This is a genomic window from Pseudorhizobium xiangyangii, assembly GCF_020531965.1.
In the GTDB taxonomy this organism is placed as follows: Bacteria; Pseudomonadota; Alphaproteobacteria; order Rhizobiales; family Rhizobiaceae; genus Neorhizobium; species Neorhizobium xiangyangii.
The window spans coordinates 1-19,951 of sequence record NZ_JAJAWH010000016.1; the positions used below are offsets into that span (position 1 = coordinate 1).

Consider the following 19,951-nt stretch of genomic DNA (forward strand, 5'->3'; position numbering starts at 1 on the left):
GAAAGGGAAAGGGAAAGGGAAAGGGAAGAGCGTCCCGGCGCGAGCGCGCCGGGAGCGCAGGCGCGATCAGCTGCGGCCGAATTCGTCGACGATGCGGATGATGTCGTCTTCCCCGAGATAGGAACCGGTTTGTACCTCGATCATCTCGAGCAGGATCTTGCCGGGATTGGCGAGGCGATGGACCTCGCCCTGCGGAATGTAGACGGACTCGTTTTCGCGCACCGTCTTCACCTCTTCGCCGATCGTCACCTCGGCGGTGCCCTTGACGCAGATCCAGTGCTCGGAGCGGTGGTGGTGCTTCTGGAGCGACAGCTTCTTGCCCGGCAGCACGAAAAGACGCTTCACCTGGAAGCGGTCGCCATTGAGGACCGAGGTGTAGCCGCCCCAGGGGCGGTAGGAGGTCGGATGGGTTTCGGTCAGCGCCGAAGTCGCCTTGGCGGCTGCGAGGCGCTTGACGATCCTGCCGACGTTCTGGCTGTCCTCCAGCCGTCCGACATAGACCGCGTCCTCGCTGGCGATGACGGCAACGTTTTCCAATCCCTGAACCGCGAGATGGCAGGTGCGCGACATGACGAGCGAGTTCTTCGTGTCGAGCAGCGTCGTGTTGCCCGATGCCACATTGCCGGCCTCGTCGCGGGCTCCCAGCTTCCAGACGGCATCCCAGCTTCCCAGGTCCGACCAGGTGAAGGAGGATGGGACTACCGCCGCGTTGCCGGTCTTTTCCATGATCGCATAGTCGATGGAGATATCGGGGCTCTTCGCAAACGCCTTGGCGTCGAGGCGGATGAAGTCGAGATCGCTTGACGCCTCGCGCACCGCATCCTGCGCCGCGGATGCGACATCCGGTGCAAAGGTCTCCATTTCGCGCATCACCTGGCCGGCCGTGAACATGAAGATGCCGGAGTTCCAGTAGAAGCCACCCGACGCCAGCATTTTCTCCGCGTCGGGAAGGACCGGCTTCTCCACGAAGCGCTTCACCGCGTGCGCCCCGGTGGGCAGCTTCCCGCCGGCCTCGATATAGCCGTAGCCGGTGGCCGGCTCGGTCGGCTGGATGCCGAAGGTCACCAGCTTTCCGGCAAGGGCGGTCTCGCAGGCGATGCGGATGGCGTCGAAATAACTCTCGTCCGCCGCGATCTCGTGGTCTGAGGCAAGCAGCTGGAGGACAGTATCCTCTCCACTGCGCTCCATGACAAAGGCGGCGGCGGCTGCAACGGCGGCTGCCGTGTTGCGAGCGACCGGCTCCAGAAGCGTAGCGGCCAGTGTCACACCCAGTTCACGGGCCTGTTCGGCGACGAGGAAGCGAAAATCCTCGTTGGTTACAATGATCGGTGCTTCATAGAGGGTGGGGTTTGAAACGCGTGTGAGCGTGGCCTGAAACAGCGTGCGGTCGCCGACGAACTGGATGAACTGTTTCGGTGCGCTGGCTCTCGAAAGCGGCCACAACCGGGTTCCCCTACCGCCTGCCATGATCACGGGAACGATTTTCTGAGCCATGTCCGCCTGTCCTCGAAATTATCTGCCGATACGTGGAATCTGTTGCAAACCATCTACCTGCTGCTGCCGGAGACTGAAAGCGAAAGATGCAACCGGTTAGAAACAAGGCGGCATGGATGGATTGTAGAATATAAAACAGAGAAACCGGACCTATACTAAGGGGAGAAGCCCGAGCTACGCGGAGGATGCACCATGAAGGCGCATGATAGAGGCGGTGCACAATGTGCAATCTGCGGAAAGACCTTTCCGGCCCGGCAGTTGCACAGGTTCGATGAACTGCGTCCAGCACTTCAGGCGCTGATTGCCGAGAATGTCTCGACGGTCGGCGACGACGCGCTGATTTGCGATGCGGATCTGGCCCAGTATCGGCGGGCCTATGTGGAGAAACTGCTGAACGAGGAGCGTGGCGAGCTTTCCGAACTTGACCGACGCGTCCTCGACAGCTTCGAAAAAGGTGTCCTGACCGTTCAGTCGGTTGCCCGCGCGGCATTGGAACCGACATCGCGAAGCCCGGGCGAAAGGGCGGCCGATACTGTGGCGTCCTTCGGCGGCTCCTGGAGCTTCATTTTCAGTTTCTGCACGGTTCTCGTTCTGTGGATGGCCGTGAATGTTTCGGGGCTGCTTTCCGGGCCGTTCGACCCGTATCCGTTCATCCTTCTCAACCTGCTCCTGTCCTGCGTGGCGGCCCTGCAGGCGCCGGTCATCATGATGAGCCAGAAGCGGCAGGAGGAGAAGGATCGGCAGCGCGCCGAAAACGATTACATGGTGAACCTGCGCGCCGAACTGGAGATCCGCCAGCTGCACGAGAAGATCGACCACCAGATGGCCCGCCAGTGGGACCGGCTTGCCGAACTGCAGCAGATCCAGATCGACCTCCTGCAGGGAAGCGAGGGCCGGACGAGGAACGATGCGCCGCGCTGATCCCGTTCCACCGAGTTTCTCAAGGCTGCCTGGCGCTGCCGTTCAGGCGCCTCCGCGCCCGGCGGAGCGCCTTGCGGCAAGCGCATCACTGTTCCCAACGAAGCCACCGGGGCGTATGGTTTGGGCGCGGCATTTGAGAAGCTCTGCCGCTCTACCTGATGGGAGGATGACATGGTTAGACTGCTGACTTCGATGTTTGGCATGCTGTGCATTTGTCTCTTGGCGTTCACCCCCGCCAAGGCCGATCCGGCCGACGAGGTAAGGGCCGCCTATTCGGCGTGGGACGAAGCATTCAACAAAGCGGACGCAAAAGCCGTTGCGGCATTTTACGCGGCTGACGCCATTTTCCTGCCGGCCACCCATGACGTGATCAAGGGGGCAGACGGCGTCGAGAAATTCTTTGGTGGAATATTCGGCATGGGCGCCACCGACCACAAGCTGGAGCTGATCGGTGCGCAGGCCGATGGCAATCTGCTGATCGGTACCGCGAAATGGTCCGCCAGCGGCAAGGATGACAAGGGCGCGGACCAGCCCTGGGCGGGGCTCGCAACCCACGTATTCGAGAAGCAGGCAGACGGCAGCTTGAAGCTCAAGGTGCATACGTTCAACTGAGCAGAGGCTCGCTCTGCGCCAGCCCCGGACAGCGCCGGCTTGTCGTTCCATAGGATCGACGGGGCAGTTCCGCCGCGCACATGACATGTCCCGCTTCACGGTGGTGAGGCGGGAGGATGCAGCTTGCGACGTAGTGCAGGCGCATCGACTGCCCTCTCTCCCTGGCCCGTCTCCCGTCTGTGGGGCCGCGGCTAGAACGCCATGCTGCCGGCCATGATGGCGAGGACGAGGAAGACCAGGAAGACCAGGAGCGCGACGAAGAACAGTATCTTGGCGATGGTTGCCGTCGCAGCCGAAACGGAGGAAAAGCCCAGAAATCCTGCGACAATCGAGATGACGAGAAAGATGAGAGCCCATTTCAACATGGCGTGTTCCTTCGGCTTGAGCTCGGAAAACGCAACGCCGGGCACAATGTTCCAGGCGGCCCACAGAGCTGCATATGCGCAACAGTTGGCCGTGAATTCGAAGCATTCTCCGTTCCAGGGGTTTTGTGCCTCATCCAAATTCCATATTGTGGAGTGGCAGACGGCCGCGAACGCGCGGCGCATATTAGCGGGTTCCGAGTAGAACCCTGTTCTGCCTTATTTCATGTATCGATTGCCGAGGTGAAGTAATGAACAAGCTCGTGATTATCGCATTCGGATTTCTGGCGCTGCAGCTGCGGCCGGTGCTTGCCGACGAAAAGCCGTTGATCTGGCAGCCTTCCAGAAACTCCGACACGTCCTATACGGCGCGGATCGGCGTCCGCATGCCGACCGTGTTGGCGCCGGCCGCCGGGATCGAAATGGGCGTCGTGGCGTCGGACACCGGAGCCCTGGTCGACATGCCGATGGCCGCATGGGGGGACGTGCAGCTACGCGAGGTCAGGACCGCTGCATCCACCCTGACCCGCAAGGCGGGAGCGAGGATCGATCCGAGAACCGGCAGCACCAGCCTGACCATGAATTATTACGAGAAGTACATCGCGACGCCGACGATGGATATCGAGCGCCGCAGCGCCTATTCGGTCCGGTATAATGGCGTCGATGCACAGTGGAAGGGGCTCGAAGCCAACCACTCGCTCCGTCTCTCGCGCGCAAGGACCGGCAGCAGTGCTGTTGCGACGGCCTCCACTGTCGACATGTTCAGCGACATGACGTTTGGCGTCGGGCTGGAGCAGAAGCTGGGACAGAACCTGACCGTGAAGGCACTGGTGCGGGAACATCTCGGAGCCAATGACCGATCGGCGACGGTAAGGGCGGATTATTCGTTCCGGTGGTAGGCGGCGAACTGCGCTGATTCGGACTCTTGGAAGCTGCCGCGGATTTCGCATCGGGCCAGAAAATTCGATGATTGTCGGCTGGTGGTTTACCGAGGTCTCGGGGGGCTTTCTGAACCTGCGGGTCACTATGCAAAAAGGCCTCTCGATTTCTCGAAAGGCCTTTTCAAACAGAAACTTGGATGGTGGGCGTGACAGGGATTGAACCTGTGACCCCTACGATGTCAACGTAGTGCTCTCCCGCTGAGCTACACGCCCATCCGATGTCGGCGCATAGACCATAGAGTGGTCGGGCCGTCAACCGCATTTTGATGCGAAATGCGAAGCTTTTTTAACAGCCCCGCATTTTCGCCGTTTGGGCTCACGCGGCGGCGAGCATCTTGTTGACCTCGTCCACGAGGTCACGCAGGTGGAAGGGCTTGGAGAGCACTTTCGCATCCTTAGGAGCCTTCGAATCGGAGTTCAGCGCAACGGCCGCAAAGCCGGTGATGAACATGACCTTGAGGTCCGGGTCGAGTTCGGTGGCGCGGCGGGCGAGTTCGATCCCGTCCATTTCCGGCATCACGATGTCGGTCAACAGCAGCGAGAAGGGCTCTTCACGCAGCCGGTCGTAGGCGCTGGCGCCGTTATCGAAGGAAGCGACCTTATAGCCCGCCTTTTCGAGCGCCTTCACGAGAAAGCGCCGCATATCGTTATCGTCTTCGGCGAGAAGGATTTTCTGCATCATTCGAGGGCCGTTTTTCCATGATTACGCGTTCTTGAAGCGTCCAGCATAGCCAAAACGTGGTAAAAATCCATTTAATGGCGGCGGAAGCTGATCCTGATAGGACATAGATAGTATGGACTTCACCGGGTGCAACTGGCAACATGCTGCTTCGGGAAGTTCACGACATGGTAAAGGCTAAATGGACTGGGTGATAGGCGAATTCGAACAATTCGAAGTAAGAGAGCCCGCCTGCCAGACCATTCCTTTCGTCTACAACTCGCCTCATAGCGGTCGCTGCTACCCGGTTTCATTCCTTAACGAAACACGCCTCGACTCCCTTGCGATCAGGCGATCGGCCGATCATTACGTCGACGAACTTTTCGCCGCGGCGCCTGATCTCGGCGCACCACTGCTGGCTGCCAACTTCCCACGCGCCTATCTGGACGTGAACCGCGAGCCATACGAACTGGACCCGAAGATGTTCGACGGGCCGCTGCCGCCCTATGCCAACATCGGCTCGATGCGCGTTGCCGGAGGGCTCGGCACCATTCCGCGAATCGTCGCCGAGAACGTCGAGATCTACCGCGGCCGCCTGTGCATAGAGGAGGGGCTGTCGCGGATCGAATCGATCTACAAGCCTTATCACGCGGCGCTTCGGCGGCTGATTGCCCGCACCCATACGCAGTTCGGCGTCAGCATACTTATCGACTGCCACTCCATGCCGGGCAACGTGCGCCTGTCGGGATCGGAGATCAAGCCGGACTTCATCATCGGCGACCGCTACGGTACAAGCGCGTCGGCGGAACTGTCGCGCACGGCGATCGGCATCCTGACCGAACTCGGCTTCTCGGCGGTTCGCAACAAGCCCTATGCGGGCGGGTTCATTACCGAACACTACGGACGGCCCGCGCGTGGCCTGCATGCGCTGCAGGTCGAGATCAACAGGGGGCTATACGTCGATGAGGTCACGCTTGCGAAGCGGCCGGACTTCGATGCGGTGGCCGGCAACTTGTTCACCTTCATGCGCCAGCTTTCGGAATTCGCAGACGAGCTTTCCGGCACGACAGCGCTCGCTGCCGAGTGAGAAATTCCCATAATCCGAGCGGGCAAAAAAAAACCGCGCCTGAGCGCGGCTAGTCTAGGGAGGAAACACCCAAGGAGGGTATTGCAGTCATAGACTGTGATGTAATGCTAATATTGCGTTGCACAATTGTCAAGCACGCAAGAGCCATGATTAGAAATTGATCATAACTGTTGCATCTCTTCCACATTTCGTCCCGACGCATTGCATCCCGGCCTGTCCCGGTTAAAACCGCTGACGCATATCCGCTCACGAGGTTCCCCATGCTTCCCGATCGTGCCTTCTTCTATGCGCTTGCCGATGCCGCCAAGGCGGAAACGCTGCCCCGCTTCCGAACCGGTGCCTATGTGACGAACAAGCTCGAAGGCGGTTTCGACCCGGTGACGGAGGGGGACAGGGCGGCAGAAAGCGCCATACGCGCACGGATCGAGGAGCGCTTTCCCGAGCATGGCATTCTCGGCGAGGAGCATGACGATATCGGCCTGGATCGCGACCATATCTGGGTGATCGACCCGATCGACGGAACGCGGGCTTTTATATCCGGCGTGCCCATGTGGGGCACGCTGATCGGCTTCCAGAGCGGCGGCAAGTCCACGATGGGCCTCATCGACCAGCCGTTTACGGGAGAGCGATATTTCGCCGACGGAAAGCGCTCCTGGTACAGCGGGCCGGATGGCGAGCGGCAGATTGCGACGCGTGGCTGCGAAAACCTCTCGGACGCCATCCTCTTCACGACGTCGCCGCATATCTTCGTCGGTGACGAGATCACCCGGTACCAGGCCGTGGAGCGTCAGGTGCGGCTTTTCCGTTACGGCACGGATTGCTACGCCTATGCGCTTCTGGCTTCGGGCCATGTGGATCTGGTGATCGAGAGTGCGCTGAAACCCTATGACGTCGGTGCGCTTATTCCTTTGATCGAGCAGGCCGGCGGAATAATCACCACCTGGGATGGCGGGCGGCCCGAGGGCGGCGGCAACATCATCGCGGCCGGCAGCAAGGTTCTGCACGACAAGGCCATGGCGATCCTCAACGCCTGACCGATTGGCTCAGGCGGCGGTTTCGGACAGGTTCATGCCCCCGTCCAGCCCCGGCATGAAGGCCTCTATCGCTGCCAGCGCCTGGGCCCGGTAGATGTCACGCTCGCAGAAGAGTTCGTGACGGCCGCCGTTGATCGTGACCAGCTGGCCTGCCCGGAAATTCCGCGACAGCTCCTCCATCGCCGAATAGGGAATGATGCCGTCGAGGACCGGCGCGAGGATCAGCGTCGGAATGGTGATCTGCGTCAGGTGCTCCTGACGGCTGACGTGGCGGGCGGCCTTCAGTGTTTCGTGCAGCCAGCGGAACGTCGGTGCGCCGACCGCAAGTTCCGGGTGCGCCTCGATGAACCGCGCAGTGCGCGCGGATCGTTCAACGGAGGACGTCAGCGGATTGCCGGGGGAGGAGTGACGGCTGCGATCATGCCCGGTCGACAGGCGCCCGAAACCCGTCCAGCAGGCGGCTGCCGCAAGCGGCCGGATGATGCCGGTCGGCAGCGTCTCGTGGCGGAGGCCGACATAGGGTGCGGCCAGCGCCATGCGGCTGATGCGGTTGGATAGGCGCGGCGCGGCCGACAGCGCGACCAGCGCGCCGGTCGAGTGGGCAACAAGAAAGAAGGGCAGCCTTGTATCCGGCAGGACGATCTCCTCGAGGAAGATCGACAGGTCGTGCTCGTAATCCTTGAAGCGCCGGACATGGCCCTTTTGGCGATCTTTCAGGATCCGGTCGGAGCCGCCCTGGCCACGCAGGTCGAACGTGGCGACCCAAAGGCCCATCTCGTTCAGATCGCGGATCGTCTCGAAATACTTCTCGATGAATTCGTTGCGTCCATGAAGCAGCACGACCGTGCCGCGCGCGGGAGAAATCACCGAGCGGAAGATCGCGTAACGCAGCTTCACGCCCTTGTGCCCGGTGAAATAGCCGGCCGTGTAGTCGTAGGGAGCTGGATTTTCGGGCGTCAGGTTCAGGATGTCGTGCATCCCTTAGCGATAGGTGCTGATCGCGAGAGGTCAAGGAAAAAAGCAGCTTTCGGCAGCAAACGCCGCCGATCCTCAAGGACTGATCGAGGACCCTCGCAACTGCCCCGCCGCTCTGCATCACCGTAGCAGTGACCGCGCTGTCGGTCTCAGTCGCGACACTTCGTTCTGCCGCCATGTCCGCCGCTCCATCTCCGGGACTGTGTCCGTCATCCAGATCTCGGATTGCGCAAGATCGGCAAGGTGGACCTGGTACGCATTCAGATCCGGGAACGCGCAGAGCCAGACGAAGACGGTTTCGCCTTCGCGGACGGGTAGCCTGGGAAAGGTGTTCGGGTCGCGCTCGGTCACCAGCGTAGCCAGTACGGTGGCCGCGGCCTGCTCAAGATGTGGCTTCAGCGTCACCTCGAAGAACTTCGCGAACTCGTCTTCCGTGCGTGGTGCGAGATAACAGATCGTGGCGACGACAAGGCTAGGCGGCAGGTCTGTCGCGCCAAGCGCGGGACGCGCGACACGCGGCGGCGGAAGCCCGGCGCCGGGCGATGCGGGGCGCAGAAGCAGGACGTTGTCTGAATTGACCATCGTGCCGTTTGCCTCATCCCGGTGGGAGGCCCAGACCGGACCAGTATAGAATGAGTTCAACGCCACCGCGCGGGAGGGCATGTCCTGAAACCCTCTCAGCCACACGAAGCTGTTGGGATCATCGAGATCGCGGAACTGGCCGATGACGCTCATTCCCAGCGTTTCCTGGGACTCGATAAACTCCCGGTCGAACAGGTCGATCAGCCTTTCCCTGGCCCCGTGATGGAGTCGATACCGCCGCAGTTCGATGACCGAGGATGGCGTGGCGTCGGCGACCTCCGCCGATGCTTCCTGCTCACTGGCTATCTGATTCGAGAACTTCGTCATTAAGCATCTCTCCAAAACAGGTTGATTGTCCTGTTCTGCAATACAGGATGATTGTCCTGTTTTGTCAACCCTGCTAAGTTGCTGTGAAAGGGGACGATCCATGGCCGAGCACAATACCTTGCCGTACCGCCGCACGAACGACCCTGAGGGTCTAAAGCAGCGCCTTGTCGATGCCGCCTATGCGCAGTTCTCAATCCGTGGGTACCATTCGACAGGAATGCATAACCTGAAGAGCGACGCGGGGGTCACGGGCGGGGCGCTCTCCCATCATTTCCCCACCAAAAAGGCGCTGGGGCTCGCCGTCATCCGCAATCGTGTGGCAGATGCTGTCGAGGAGGCCTGGATCAGGCCGATCCAACTGGCGGCGACGACATCGGAGGGGATTCACGCAGCCTTTGAAGCCATCGTCGCCGAGCTGGAGGGGAAGGGGGCGGTGTCAGGCTGCCCTTTGAACAACCTGGCGCTGGAACTGGCCCGTCAGGATGGAGATTTCCAGGCAGAGATCGATGCAATCTTTGTACGCTGGCGCAGCGCCATCGCCGACAAGCTGCGGGCTGACCTGCAGTCGGGCGCCGTCCACGACCTCGATCCCGAGGCCATGGCCACCTTGGTCGTCGCAACCTATTCCGGGGCGATGGCGATGGCGAAAGCCTGTCAGGGCGTAGAGCCCCTGAAAATCTGTGCCAAGCAACTCATCACCATGCTCCAGAAGCAGGCGCGGCCGCCCCTTGTCACCGATGCCTGAATTTCCAGGTGGCCCCGAGGCCATAGCCAGGTCGGTCCACTGCTCATGCCTTGCGACGCTGCTCCGGTTGCTGCGCCATTGGTGGTCTTTGCTACCTGAAGCCGGGAAAAAGCCGGGACAGCGGGTTTTGCATCCTGCTGTCCCGGCGAGCGGACTGAAGAGAAGGGACATGACTTCAGTCGACGACGGAGCGTTGTCCGCCGATGGATGCCTTTCTAGGCCCGCTATCCTGAACGGGTGCGAAACCTGTCGTTCATCGAGCGTTCACGCGGCCGAAATCCTCCTCGACCGGAGGGCTTGAAGCCGCAAACGGCAATTCCCATCTTGATGCTGCGGGCGCCATAAAGGGCTCGCGAAACGCTCACCGCATCGCCATCAAGGGGTGCGAGGGCACTGGAAAAACTCGCAACGTCGCTTCCTAGGAGGACAAAAATGCGTCACGTCGACTTCTCCCCCCTCTACCGCTCGACCGTTGGTTTCGACCGTCTCTTCAGCCTGCTCGATAACCGTGGGCAGCCCGAACAGGCCCAGACCTATCCGCCCTACAACATCGAACGGACCGGCGATAACACCTATCGCATCACGATGGCCGTTGCCGGGTTCGATGAGAAGGAACTCAGCCTTGAAGCGCATGCGAATGTGCTGACCGTCAAGGGCGAAAAGTCCGAGGAAGAAACCTCCGAGCAGAGCGAGTTCCTCTATCGCGGTATCGCCAAACGCGCCTTCGAGCGCCGTTTCCAGCTCGCGGATCATGTCGAAGTCCAGTCGGCTTCGCTGAAGAACGGCCTTCTCCATATCGACCTTCTCCGGAATGTTCCCGAAGCGATGAAGCCGCGCCGTATCGCGATCGCTGCTGAAGCAGGCGATGGGGCCAGGACCATTGAAGCCCAGGTGGCTCCGCAGCAGGTCAACTAACTTTCCTGCCTTCTCCCAAGGCCAAAGGCGGCTCCTCTATCCGAGGGGCCGTTTTGCTGTCTGAAGAGCACTATTTTCAGGTGATTGCCTTCAGGAACGCATCGACGTCGTCGGAGCTCGTGGCGAAACTGCTGACGAGGCGAATGAGCATTTCGTCGCCGGCAACCGTTTCCGGCATGTCACGCGGCTGCAGCCAGTCGTAGAACTTGGCGCCCTTCTCTTCGGCAATGGCGGCAGCTTCCTTTCGAACGATCGCGAAGATCTCGTTGGATTGTGTCGGCCAGGCGAGACGGGCGCTGTTGGACGCCGCAAGCCCTTCACGGACGCGATCCGCCATGGTGTTTGCATGTCCGGCGAGCTCCAGCCACAGCCCGTCCTTCAGGTAGGCTTCGAACTGCGCGGCGATGAACCGTGACTTGGAAAACAGCTGCGCGGTGCGCTTGCGGATGAACGGCAACTCCTTCGCCATGGCGGGATCGAAGAAGACGATTGCTTCCGCGCACCAGCAGCCGTTCTTCGTTCCGCCGAAGGACAGGATGTCGACGCCGCGCTTCCAGGTCATCTCGGCGGGTGTCGTTTCGAGCGCCACCAGTGCGTTGGCGAACCGGGCGCCGTCCATATGAAGCGGCAGGCCGTGCACCTTGGCGATGCTGGACAGGGTATCGATCTCATCGAGCGTGTAGACGCTGCCGACCTCTGTCGCCTGCGTCATGGTGATGGCAGCGGCGCGGCCGTGATGCACGGCGTCCTGCGGGTAGCGGGCAATTTTTGCTTCCAGGGCCTGGGGCGTCATCTTGCCGAGCGGGCCATCGACCGGCACCATGCGCATGCCGCTGAAGAAGTCCGGCGCGCCGCACTCGTCCTCGATGACATGGGCTTCCGTGTGGGCGAAGACGACGCCGCCGGGGCGTGCGACGCTGGCAAGGGCAAGCGAGTTCGCGGCCGTCCCCGTTGCGACGAAGAATACGGCAACCTCCCGTTCGAAGATCTCGTTGAAGCGCCGCTCGATGGTGCGGTCCAGTTCGCTCGATCCATAGGCCGATGCAAAGCGTGCGGATTCGCGCAGCAGGCGCTCGTTGATGGCCGGATGGGCGCCGGCCCAATTGTCGGAAGCAAAGAACATCGGTGTCTCCTGGGAGTCGGGGTGCCCCGAAACTAGCGGCTTTTGCGCTGCGATCAATCGTAGGCGTACGGCAAAAACGCCGACCGGCAACAAGGGGAACGGATCGCCATCGAATGAGTAATTAAATTGCGCAGTATGCAGGTTGGCGGCAACGTTCGTACAAGTTCGCGCGTTTTGTGAATGCCGACCCTCTTGAAGCAGAAGGGCGATCGTGTCATACATCGATTGGAAATAGGTCAGAGCAGTTGACCTATTTATTCAAGAAATGGTGCTTCGACCGCTCGAGTGGGCTCCTGGCCTACGGGCGGTCTCGGTGCGAAATTCGGGGCATCTGCCTCGTCTCCGATAACAACTACCTTGTCCCGCGGGACCGAAGGGAGGACGACGATGACGAAGACTGTCGAAACACACGCTGGTGCCATTGCCTCGACTGTTGAGGGTGCGGACAAGCGTGCGGCGATCGCGTCCACCGGTCTTCCGTCGGCCCAGGGTCTCTACGATCCCAAAAACGAACATGATGCCTGCGGCGTCGGCTTCATCGCTCATATGAAGGGCAAGAAGTCGCACCAGATCGTCAAGGACGGCCTGTTCATCCTCGAGAACCTGACGCATCGCGGCGCTGTCGGCGCCGACCCGCTGATGGGCGACGGAGCGGGCATCCTGGTGCAGATCCCGGACCGTTTCTTCCGCGAGGAGATGGCCGCCCAAGGCGTTACGCTGCCGAAGGCAGGCGAATACGCCGTCGGTCACTTCTTCATGCCGCGCGATCCTGATCGCATCGGGCATTACAAGAAGGTGATCATCGATGTCGTTGCCGAGCTGGGGCAGCAGTTTATCGGCTTTCGCGATGTGCCGGTCGATAATTCCTCGCTCTCCAAGGCGGCGGATATCGCCGCGACCGAGCCTTATCACGTCCAGGCGTTCATCGGCGCCGGCAACGACGCGGCCACCAATGCCGATTTCGAGCGCAAGCTGTTCCTGATCCGCAAGGTCATTTCCAACCGCATCTACGACGAGGGCGGCGGTAAGGAAGCGCAGGACTTCTACCCGGTATCGCTGTCGTCCACGACGATCGTCTACAAGGGCATGTTCCTCGCCTATCAGGTGGGCGCCTACTATAACGATCTTTCCGATCCGCGCTTTGAAAGCGCCGTGGCTCTGGTGCATCAACGGTTCTCGACGAACACTTTCCCGTCGTGGAAGCTCGCGCATCCGTACCGCATGGTCGCCCATAACGGCGAAATCAACACGCTGCGCGGTAACGTCAACTGGATGGCGGCCCGCCAGGCGTCCGTTTCCTCGCCGCTGTTCGGCTCGGACATCTCCAAGCTCTGGCCGATCTCCTACGAAGGCCAGTCGGATACGGCCTGTTTCGATAACGCGCTCGAGTTCCTCCTCCGTGGCGGATATTCGCTGGCGCACGCGGTCATGACCCTCATTCCCGAGGCATGGTCCGGAAACCAGTCGATGTCGCCCGAGCGGAAGGCCTTCTACGAATACCATGCGGCCCTGATGGAGCCGTGGGACGGTCCTGCTGCCGTCGCGTTTACCGACGGCCGCCAGATCGGCGCGACGCTCGACCGCAACGGCCTGCGCCCGGCGCGATATGTCGTTACCGACGACGATCGCATCATCATGGCGTCGGAAGCCGGCGTGCTGCCGGTGCCGGAAGAGACGATCATCAAGAAGTGGCGCCTGCAGCCGGGCAAGATGCTGCTGATCGACATGGAAAAGGGCCAGATCATCTCCGACCAGGAGGTGAAGCGCGAGCTGGCGACCAAGCATCCGTACCGGACCTGGCTCGACAACACGCAGCTCATCCTGGAAGAGCTGAAGCCGGTGGAGCCGCGAGCGCTTCGTCGCGACGTGTCGCTGCTCGACCGTCAGCAGGCCTTCGGCTACACGAGCGAAGATACCCGGCTGCTGATGTCGCCCATGGCGACGACCGGCCAGGAGGCAATCGGCTCGATGGGGACCGATACGCCGATTTCGGCCATGTCGGCGAAATCGAAGCTGCTCTACACCTATTTCAAGCAGAACTTCGCGCAGGTTACCAACCCGCCGATCGATCCGATCCGTGAAGAGCTGGTGATGAGCCTTGTCTCCTTCATCGGTCCGCGGCCGAACCTGCTCGACCACGAAGGTGCGTCGCGCGCCAAGCGCATGGAAGTGCGCCAGCCGATCCTGACCAATGGCGATCTCGAGAAGATCCGCTCCATCGGCCACACCGAGGACCTGTTCGACACCAAGACGCTCGACTTCACCTATGACATCGAGCGCGGTGCCGAAGGGATGCCGGAAATGCTCGACCGGCTCTGCGAACGCGCCGAGGCGGCCGTGAAGGGTGGCTACAACATCATCGTGCTGTCAGACCGCCAGGTCGGTCCCGATCGCGTGGCGATCCCGGCTCTGCTGGCGACCGCCGCTGTTCATCACCACCTGATCCGCAAGGGCCTGCGCACCTCGGTCGGTCTGGTTGTCGAATCGGGCGAGCCGCGCGAAATTCATCACTTCTGCTGTCTCGCCGGCTACGGCGCGGAAGCCATCAACCCCTATCTCGCCTTCGACACGCTGACCGACATGCATGCGCGCGGCGAGTTCCCGAAGGAGGTCGATGGCTCGGAAATCGTCAGCCGCTACATCAAGGCGGTCGGCAAGGGCATCCTGAAGGTGATGTCCAAGATGGGCATCTCGACCTATCAGTCCTATTGCGGCGCGCAGATCTTCGACGCGATCGGCATATCGACCGAACTGGTCAACAAGTACTTCTTCGGCACGGCAACCACGATCGAAGGCGTCGGCCTCAACGAAATCGCGGAAGAGACCGTTGCCCGCCACCACGCGGCTTTCGGCAAGGACCCGGTTCTGGCCCGCACGCTCGATATCGGCGGCGAATATGCCTACCGCATGCGCGGCGAAGCGCATGCCTGGACGCCGGATGCCGTCGCCTCGCTGCAGCACGCCGTGCGCGGCAACAGCCAGGACCGCTACCGCGAATTTTCGGCGATGGTGAACGAGACCGCGCTTCGGATGAATACGATCCGTGGCCTGTTCAACGTCAAGTCGGCGGAAAAGATCGGCCGCAAGCCGGTATCCGTGGACGACGTTGAGCCGGCGGTGGACATCGTCAAGCGCTTCTCGACCGGCGCCATGTCATTCGGTTCTATCAGCCGCGAGGCACATACGACGCTGGCCGTCGCCATGAACCGCATCGGCGGCAAGTCGAACACCGGTGAAGGTGGCGAGGAAAGCGACCGCTACATGCCGCTGCCGGACGGTTCGCCGAACCCGGAACGCTCGGCGATCAAGCAGATTGCCTCCGGCCGCTTCGGCGTGACCACGGAATACCTGGTCAATGCCGACATGCTGCAGATCAAGGTGGCGCAAGGGGCGAAGCCCGGCGAGGGTGGCCAGCTGCCCGGCCACAAGGTGGACGCGACCGTTGCCAAGACACGTCACTCCACCCCGGGTGTCGGTCTCATTTCGCCGCCGCCGCACCACGACATCTATTCGATCGAGGATCTGGCGCAGCTCATCTACGACCTGAAGAACGTCAACCCGGAAGCCGATGTTTCGGTCAAGCTGGTGTCGGAAGTCGGCGTCGGCACGGTTGCGGCCGGTGTCGCCAAGGCACGCGCCGACCATATCACCGTCGCGGGCTTTGACGGCGGCACGGGCGCTTCGCCGCTCACTTCGCTGAAGCATGCCGGCAGCCCCTGGGAAATCGGCCTTGCCGAAACCCAGCAGACGCTGGTGCTGAACGGTCTTCGTTCGCGCATCGCGCTGCAGGTGGATGGCGGGTTGAAGACCGGCCGCGACGTCATCATCGGCGCGCTGCTCGGTGCGGACGAATTCGGCTTCGCCACAGCACCTCTGATCGCCGCCGGCTGCATCATGATGCGCAAGTGCCACCTCAACACCTGTCCGGTCGGCGTCGCGACTCAGGATCCGGTGCTGCGCAAGCGCTTCAAGGGTACGCCCGAACACATCATCAACTACTTCTTCTTCGTTGCCGAAGAGGTGCGCGAGATCCTGGCTTCGCTCGGCTACACGAGGCTGGACGACATCATCGGCGCATCCGAGCTTCTGGAGAAGGACGACATGATCGCCCACTGGAAGTCCAAGGGGCTCGATTTCTCGAAGATCTTCCACAAGGTCAACGCTCCCAAGGAAGCGACCTACTGGACCGAGCGCCAGAAGCACCCGATCGACGATGTCCTCGACCGCAAGCTGATCGAGAAGTCGATGCCCTCGCTCGAGAGCAAGGAGCCGGTCGTCTTCGAAGTGCCGATCAAGAACGTCGACCGGTCGGCCGGCGCGATGCTTTCGGGTGCGCTTGCCAAGCGCTGGGGTCACAAGGGCCTCAAGGACGACACCATCCATGTGACGCTGCGCGGCACGGCCGGCCAGTCCTTCGGCGCGTTTCTTGCCCGCGGCATCACCTTCGACCTGGTGGGCGATGGCAACGACTATGTCGGCAAGGGTCTTTCCGGTGGCCGCATCATCGTTCGCCCGCCCGAGAACTCCAGGCTGAAGGCCGAAGAGGCGATCATCGTCGGCAACACGGTGCTCTACGGCGCGATCACCGGTGAGTGCTATTTCCGCGGCGTGGCGGGCGAACGCTTCGCCGTCCGCAACTCCGGCGCCATCGCCGTCGTCGAAGGCGTGGGCGACCATGGCTGCGAGTACATGACGGGCGGTATCGTCGTCGTGCTCGGCGAGACGGGCCGCAACTTCGCGGCCGGCATGTCGGGCGGCGTCGCCTACGTGCTCGACGAGCAGGGCGATTTTGCCAAGCGCTGCAACATGGCGATGGTCGAACTCGAGCCGGTTCCGGAAGAGGACGACATGCTGGAGAAGCTGCACCATCACGGTGGCGACCTCATGCACAAGGGACGCGTCGACGTTTCCGAGGACATGACGCGCCACGACGAGGAGCGCCTCTACCAGATGATCTCCAACCACCTGCACTACACCGGTTCGAACCGGGCAAAGGAGATCCTTGATCGGTGGACCGAGTTCCGGCCGAAGTTCCGCAAGGTCATGCCGGTCGAATACCGCCGTGCACTGGAAGAGATGGAGCGCATGCGCATGGGCGTGGCGGCCGAGTAACCGTGCTGCCGATCCTCCATCGATCGATTTCGGTGGTCATCGCGGTCGCTGTTCCGGCGGCCGCTTTCATGGCGAACGGCAGCGTCGCATTGGAATTCATCGTGCTGGGGGCGGCCATCGGCTTCGCCTACTGGTACTGGGGCCCGAAGGGCACCCTGCTTTGAAGAGGGTTTACACATGGGCAAGGTAACGGGTTTTCTCGAGATCGACCGGCAGGTGATGAAGTATTCGCCGGCTTCCGACCGTATCCGCCATTTCCGCGAATTCACCATTCCGATGTCGGATGCGGAAGTGACCAAGCAGGCGGCCCGCTGCATGGACTGCGGCATTCCCTACTGCCACGGTCCGACGGGCTGTCCGGTTCACAACCAGATCCCCGACTGGAACGATCTGGTCTATGGCGGCAAATGGGAAGAGGCGATCCGCAACCTCCATTCCACCAACAATTTTCCTGAATTCACCGGCCGCGTCTGCCCGGCGCCGTGCGAGGAAGCCTGCACGCTGAACCTCGAGGACACGCCGGTCGCGATCAAGACGATCGAGCAGGCGATTGCCGACAAGGCCTATGAACTCGGCTTCATCGGTCCGCAGCCGGCAACCGTACACACCGGCAGACGAGTGGCTGTCGTCGGTTCCGGCCCTGCCGGCATGGCGGCTGCCCAACAGCTCGGTCGCGCCGGCCACGAGGTGCATGTCTACGAGCGCGAGACGAAGCCTGGCGGCCTGCTGCGCTACGGCATCCCGGACTTCAAGCTGGAAAAGAACTTCATCGACCGCCGCATCGAGCAGATGAAGGGCGAGGGCGTGACGTTCCATTGCGGCGTCAATGTCGGCGTCGACAAGCCGGTCGCGGAACTGATCGCCGAGCACGACGCCGTGCTCTATTGCGGCGGCTCCGAAACGCCGCGTCCGGCGGGCATTCCCGGCATCGAGTTCCAGGGCGTTTATGACGCCATGCCTTACCTCGTGCAGCAGAACCGCCGCGTCGGCCGCGAAAACATCGACAGCGTCGGCTGGCCGTCCGACCCGATCCTGGCCGGTGCCAAGCACGTCGTGGTCGTCGGCGGCGGCGACACGGCATCGGACTGCGTCGGCACCGCCTTCCGGCAGGGCGCAGTCAAGGTAACCCAGCTCGACATTCGCCCGCAGCCTCCCGAGAAGGAAGACAAGCTGGCCGTCTGGCCGTTCTGGGCGACGAAGATGCGCACCTCCTCCAGCCAGGCCGAAGGCGCCATTCGCGAATTCCAGGTCGCGACGCTCGAGTTCGTCGGCGAGGACGGGCACCTGACGGGCGTGCGCTGCTGCGAGGTGGACGAGCGCCGCAAGCCTATCGCGGGCACCGACTTCATCATCAAGGCCGACCTTGCCTTCATCGCGATCGGCTTCTCCGGCCCGCTCCAGGAAGGCCTCCTCTCCGAACTGGATGGTCAGCTCGAGCTCAACGTCGACCGGCGCGGTTCAACCAACGTCGTCGCCAATGACAGCGACTATCGCACGTCGGTGGACAAGCTGTGGACTGCGGGCGACGTTCGCCGCGGCCAGTCGCTGGTCGTCTGGGCGATCCGTGAGGGCCGTCAGGCAGCCCGCGCTATCGACGAAGCGCTGATGGGAAGCTCGGTCCTGCCGCGCTGAGCCCAGCGCACTGACAAAAATGCCCTCTCTCCAGGTGAGTCTGCAGAGAAGGCATTTTCAGATGGGCTCTCGTTTGATCCATTTCGGGAATCACTGCACCTTTCGGGCATGTACATCCTGAGGCGCTGCATCAAGAAAGACCCGGCAAGGCATGGCTTTCTTAAGCGGGACGTAAAAGACTACCGAACCGTTGAGCGCTGATAGTCGTCGAGGCGGCCCTTTGGTGCGGGAGGCAGTTCCCCGCGCTTGACGAGCATGTCGCGGGGCGTTTCAACGAGAGGCTCCGGCGGCGGCGTGGCACCGAGCAGCTCACTGCCCCCATCCAGCTCCGGGTCCATGAGGTTCATCGGCTGTACGGGGATGGCCATGGCCGGCGATGGCGGCAGGGTCTGCAGAGAGGGCAGGTTCGACGCGTCGAGGTTGACCAGTTCCGGGCTCGCCATGTCGCCGAGATGCCGGCGGGCGTATTTCTCCACGTAGAAGGCAAGCTTGCGCTTGCCGGCCGTGGTGAAGTTGATCCCGTCCGACCCACGCAGGCGCGCCTGCTGGCCGTTCATGTCCGAACCGGTAACGATGAACTTGCCTTCCTCGTCGACGAAACCCTCCCAGATATCGACGAATTCTCCGCCGAGCTTTTCGACCTGGGCTCGGTAGATGCCGTTCAACTTGACGGCGTCGGTCATCATGGATGGCGACTGGAACGAGGGCAGGCCGACCCAGAGCAGCGGCAGCTTGCGCGCCGTGACGATGCCGGCGAGTTCCTGGACGCGCTTCTCGTACTCGCTGAACCAGGAATCGGTGCGGAATTTTTCGGTCGCGCCGCCGAACTTCATTTCCTGCCGGTCGTTGGCGCCGATCATCACCACGACAAGTGCCGGCTTGACCTCGTCGAGGAGAGCGGGAAGCTCCTGCGGCCAGTTGTAGTAGTCCTGCCGCACCAGACCGGATGAACCATTGCTCTTTTCCGATACGGCAACGCCGGGCGATTTGGCGAAGGCAGTGGTCAGCTCATCACCGAGGCCGCCGCCAAGGAAGTCTCCGACGACGAGGACCTTGCGCGCGTCCTCTAGCTTGGCAACCGGCGCGGGCTGCGGCGCTACCGGCGGCGGGGCGGCACGGCGTGCCGCAGGGCGTGTCTCGGATTGACGGTTGCGTTGCCGCTGGCGCTGCTGCTGGCGCTGACGGCGCGGTGCGACGTCCATGACGGCCGGTTCGTCGATGTAGCGGCGACCGCCACCGAAGAGCATGTCGAAAAGATTACGGCGCTGGACCCGTTCCTGTGCGGAGGCGGGCGTAACCTGAGCGGGCACAGCGAGCACCATGATCAGGATGACTGCCATCCCTCGGCTGAAAATGCGTCCGCCGCCCATGTGTTGCAAAACTCTCATGCTTTTGCCGTGTGCTCTCGCCCCGCTCGCTGTCAAAGCGATT

The 19,951-nt window shown here is 62.0% G+C and carries 17 protein-coding genes and 1 tRNA gene; 10 read left to right on the top strand and 8 right to left on the bottom strand.

Annotation, left to right across the window (positions count from 1 at the left end):
• Window positions 1–66 precede the first annotated feature (66 nt).
• The gene (locus tag LH464_RS15240; RefSeq protein ID WP_226787256.1) at window positions 67–1,494 is read right to left on the bottom strand and encodes a mannose-1-phosphate guanylyltransferase/mannose-6-phosphate isomerase; all 1,428 of its coding nucleotides are present in this window, start codon (window positions 1,492–1,494) and stop codon (window positions 67–69) included.
• A 192-nt stretch (window positions 1,495–1,686) separates the two neighbouring features.
• On the opposite strand from LH464_RS15240, the gene LH464_RS15245 reads away from it, so the two are divergent.
• Together LH464_RS15245 and LH464_RS15250 are read left to right on the top strand one after the other, a co-directional pair.
• Window positions 1,687–2,415: a DUF1003 domain-containing protein gene (locus LH464_RS15245; RefSeq protein ID WP_226787257.1), complete on the top strand. Its 729-nt coding sequence runs from the start codon at window positions 1,687–1,689 to the stop codon at window positions 2,413–2,415.
• Window positions 2,416–2,586: 171 nt separating this feature from the next.
• On the top strand, window positions 2,587–3,027 hold the full coding sequence (locus LH464_RS15250) for a YybH family protein (protein WP_226787258.1): 441 nt from the start codon (window positions 2,587–2,589) through the stop codon (window positions 3,025–3,027).
• A gap of 191 nt (window positions 3,028–3,218) precedes the next feature.
• On the opposite strand, the gene LH464_RS15255 is transcribed toward LH464_RS15250, so the two are convergent.
• A complete protein-coding gene (locus LH464_RS15255; protein WP_226787259.1) occupies window positions 3,219–3,392 on the bottom strand; it encodes a DUF1328 domain-containing protein in 174 nt (57 codons plus the stop codon).
• A gap of 248 nt (window positions 3,393–3,640) precedes the next feature.
• On the opposite strand from LH464_RS15255, the gene LH464_RS15260 reads away from it, so the two are divergent.
• Window positions 3,641–4,288 carry a hypothetical protein gene (locus LH464_RS15260; protein ID WP_226787260.1) on the top strand — a complete coding sequence of 216 codons (648 nt, stop codon included), beginning with the start codon at window positions 3,641–3,643 and terminating at the stop codon, window positions 4,286–4,288.
• Between the two features lie 180 nt (window positions 4,289–4,468).
• Here the strand turns inward: LH464_RS15260 and LH464_RS15265 are convergent.
• Both LH464_RS15265 and cpdR1 read right to left on the bottom strand, forming a co-directional pair.
• Window positions 4,469–4,543, bottom strand: a tRNA-Val gene (locus LH464_RS15265).
• Between the two features lie 103 nt (window positions 4,544–4,646).
• A complete protein-coding gene (gene cpdR1 / locus LH464_RS15270; protein ID WP_226787261.1) occupies window positions 4,647–5,012 on the bottom strand; it encodes a response regulator CpdR1 in 366 nt (121 codons plus the stop codon).
• Window positions 5,013–5,190: 178 nt separating this feature from the next.
• Between cpdR1 and LH464_RS15275 the strand changes: the two genes are divergently transcribed.
• Entirely contained in the window at window positions 5,191–6,075 is an 885-nt protein-coding gene (locus tag LH464_RS15275) for an N-formylglutamate amidohydrolase (RefSeq protein WP_226787262.1), read from the top strand.
• Window positions 6,076–6,335: 260 nt separating this feature from the next.
• The gene (gene hisN, locus LH464_RS15280) at window positions 6,336–7,109 is read left to right on the top strand and encodes a histidinol-phosphatase (RefSeq protein WP_226787263.1); all 774 of its coding nucleotides are present in this window, start codon (window positions 6,336–6,338) and stop codon (window positions 7,107–7,109) included.
• Between the two features lie 9 nt (window positions 7,110–7,118).
• On the opposite strand, the gene LH464_RS15285 is transcribed toward hisN, so the two are convergent.
• Both LH464_RS15285 and LH464_RS15290 read right to left on the bottom strand, forming a co-directional pair.
• Window positions 7,119–8,087 (bottom strand): alpha/beta fold hydrolase, encoded by a 969-nt coding sequence (locus tag LH464_RS15285; protein ID WP_226787264.1) that lies wholly within the window; start codon window positions 8,085–8,087, stop codon window positions 7,119–7,121.
• Between the two features lie 117 nt (window positions 8,088–8,204).
• Entirely contained in the window at window positions 8,205–8,993 is a 789-nt protein-coding gene (locus LH464_RS15290) for an NIPSNAP family protein (RefSeq protein WP_226787265.1), read from the bottom strand.
• A gap of 100 nt (window positions 8,994–9,093) precedes the next feature.
• Here LH464_RS15290 and LH464_RS15295 point away from each other — a divergent pair, with 100 nt between their 5' ends.
• Together LH464_RS15295 and LH464_RS15300 are read left to right on the top strand one after the other, a co-directional pair.
• Window positions 9,094–9,738, top strand: coding sequence for a TetR/AcrR family transcriptional regulator (locus LH464_RS15295; RefSeq protein WP_226787266.1), 645 nt, complete (start codon window positions 9,094–9,096; stop codon window positions 9,736–9,738).
• A gap of 432 nt (window positions 9,739–10,170) precedes the next feature.
• Window positions 10,171–10,653 (top strand): Hsp20 family protein, encoded by a 483-nt coding sequence (locus LH464_RS15300; RefSeq protein WP_226787267.1) that lies wholly within the window; start codon window positions 10,171–10,173, stop codon window positions 10,651–10,653.
• A gap of 76 nt (window positions 10,654–10,729) precedes the next feature.
• Here the strand turns inward: LH464_RS15300 and LH464_RS15305 are convergent, their stop codons facing one another.
• The gene (locus LH464_RS15305) at window positions 10,730–11,776 is read right to left on the bottom strand and encodes a threonine aldolase family protein (protein ID WP_226787268.1); all 1,047 of its coding nucleotides are present in this window, start codon (window positions 11,774–11,776) and stop codon (window positions 10,730–10,732) included.
• 387 nt (window positions 11,777–12,163) lie between these two features.
• On the opposite strand from LH464_RS15305, the gene gltB reads away from it, so the two are divergent.
• The 3 genes from gltB to LH464_RS15320 are packed head-to-tail and all read left to right on the top strand — an operon-like array spanning window position 12,164 to window position 18,520.
• A complete protein-coding gene (gene gltB / locus LH464_RS15310) occupies window positions 12,164–16,888 on the top strand; it encodes a glutamate synthase large subunit (protein WP_226787269.1) in 4,725 nt (1,574 codons plus the stop codon).
• Between the two features lie 2 nt (window positions 16,889–16,890).
• Window positions 16,891–17,052 carry a hypothetical protein gene (locus LH464_RS15315; RefSeq protein WP_226787270.1) on the top strand — a complete coding sequence of 54 codons (162 nt, stop codon included), beginning with the start codon at window positions 16,891–16,893 and terminating at the stop codon, window positions 17,050–17,052.
• 13 nt (window positions 17,053–17,065) lie between these two features.
• Window positions 17,066–18,520, top strand: a complete 1,455-nt coding sequence (locus LH464_RS15320; RefSeq protein WP_226787271.1) for a glutamate synthase subunit beta — start codon at window positions 17,066–17,068, stop codon at window positions 18,518–18,520.
• 179 nt (window positions 18,521–18,699) lie between these two features.
• Here the strand turns inward: LH464_RS15320 and LH464_RS15325 are convergent, their stop codons facing one another.
• Window positions 18,700–19,890: an SGNH/GDSL hydrolase family protein gene (locus tag LH464_RS15325; RefSeq protein ID WP_390624990.1), complete on the bottom strand. Its 1,191-nt coding sequence runs from the start codon at window positions 19,888–19,890 to the stop codon at window positions 18,700–18,702.
• Window positions 19,891–19,951 lie beyond the last annotated feature (61 nt).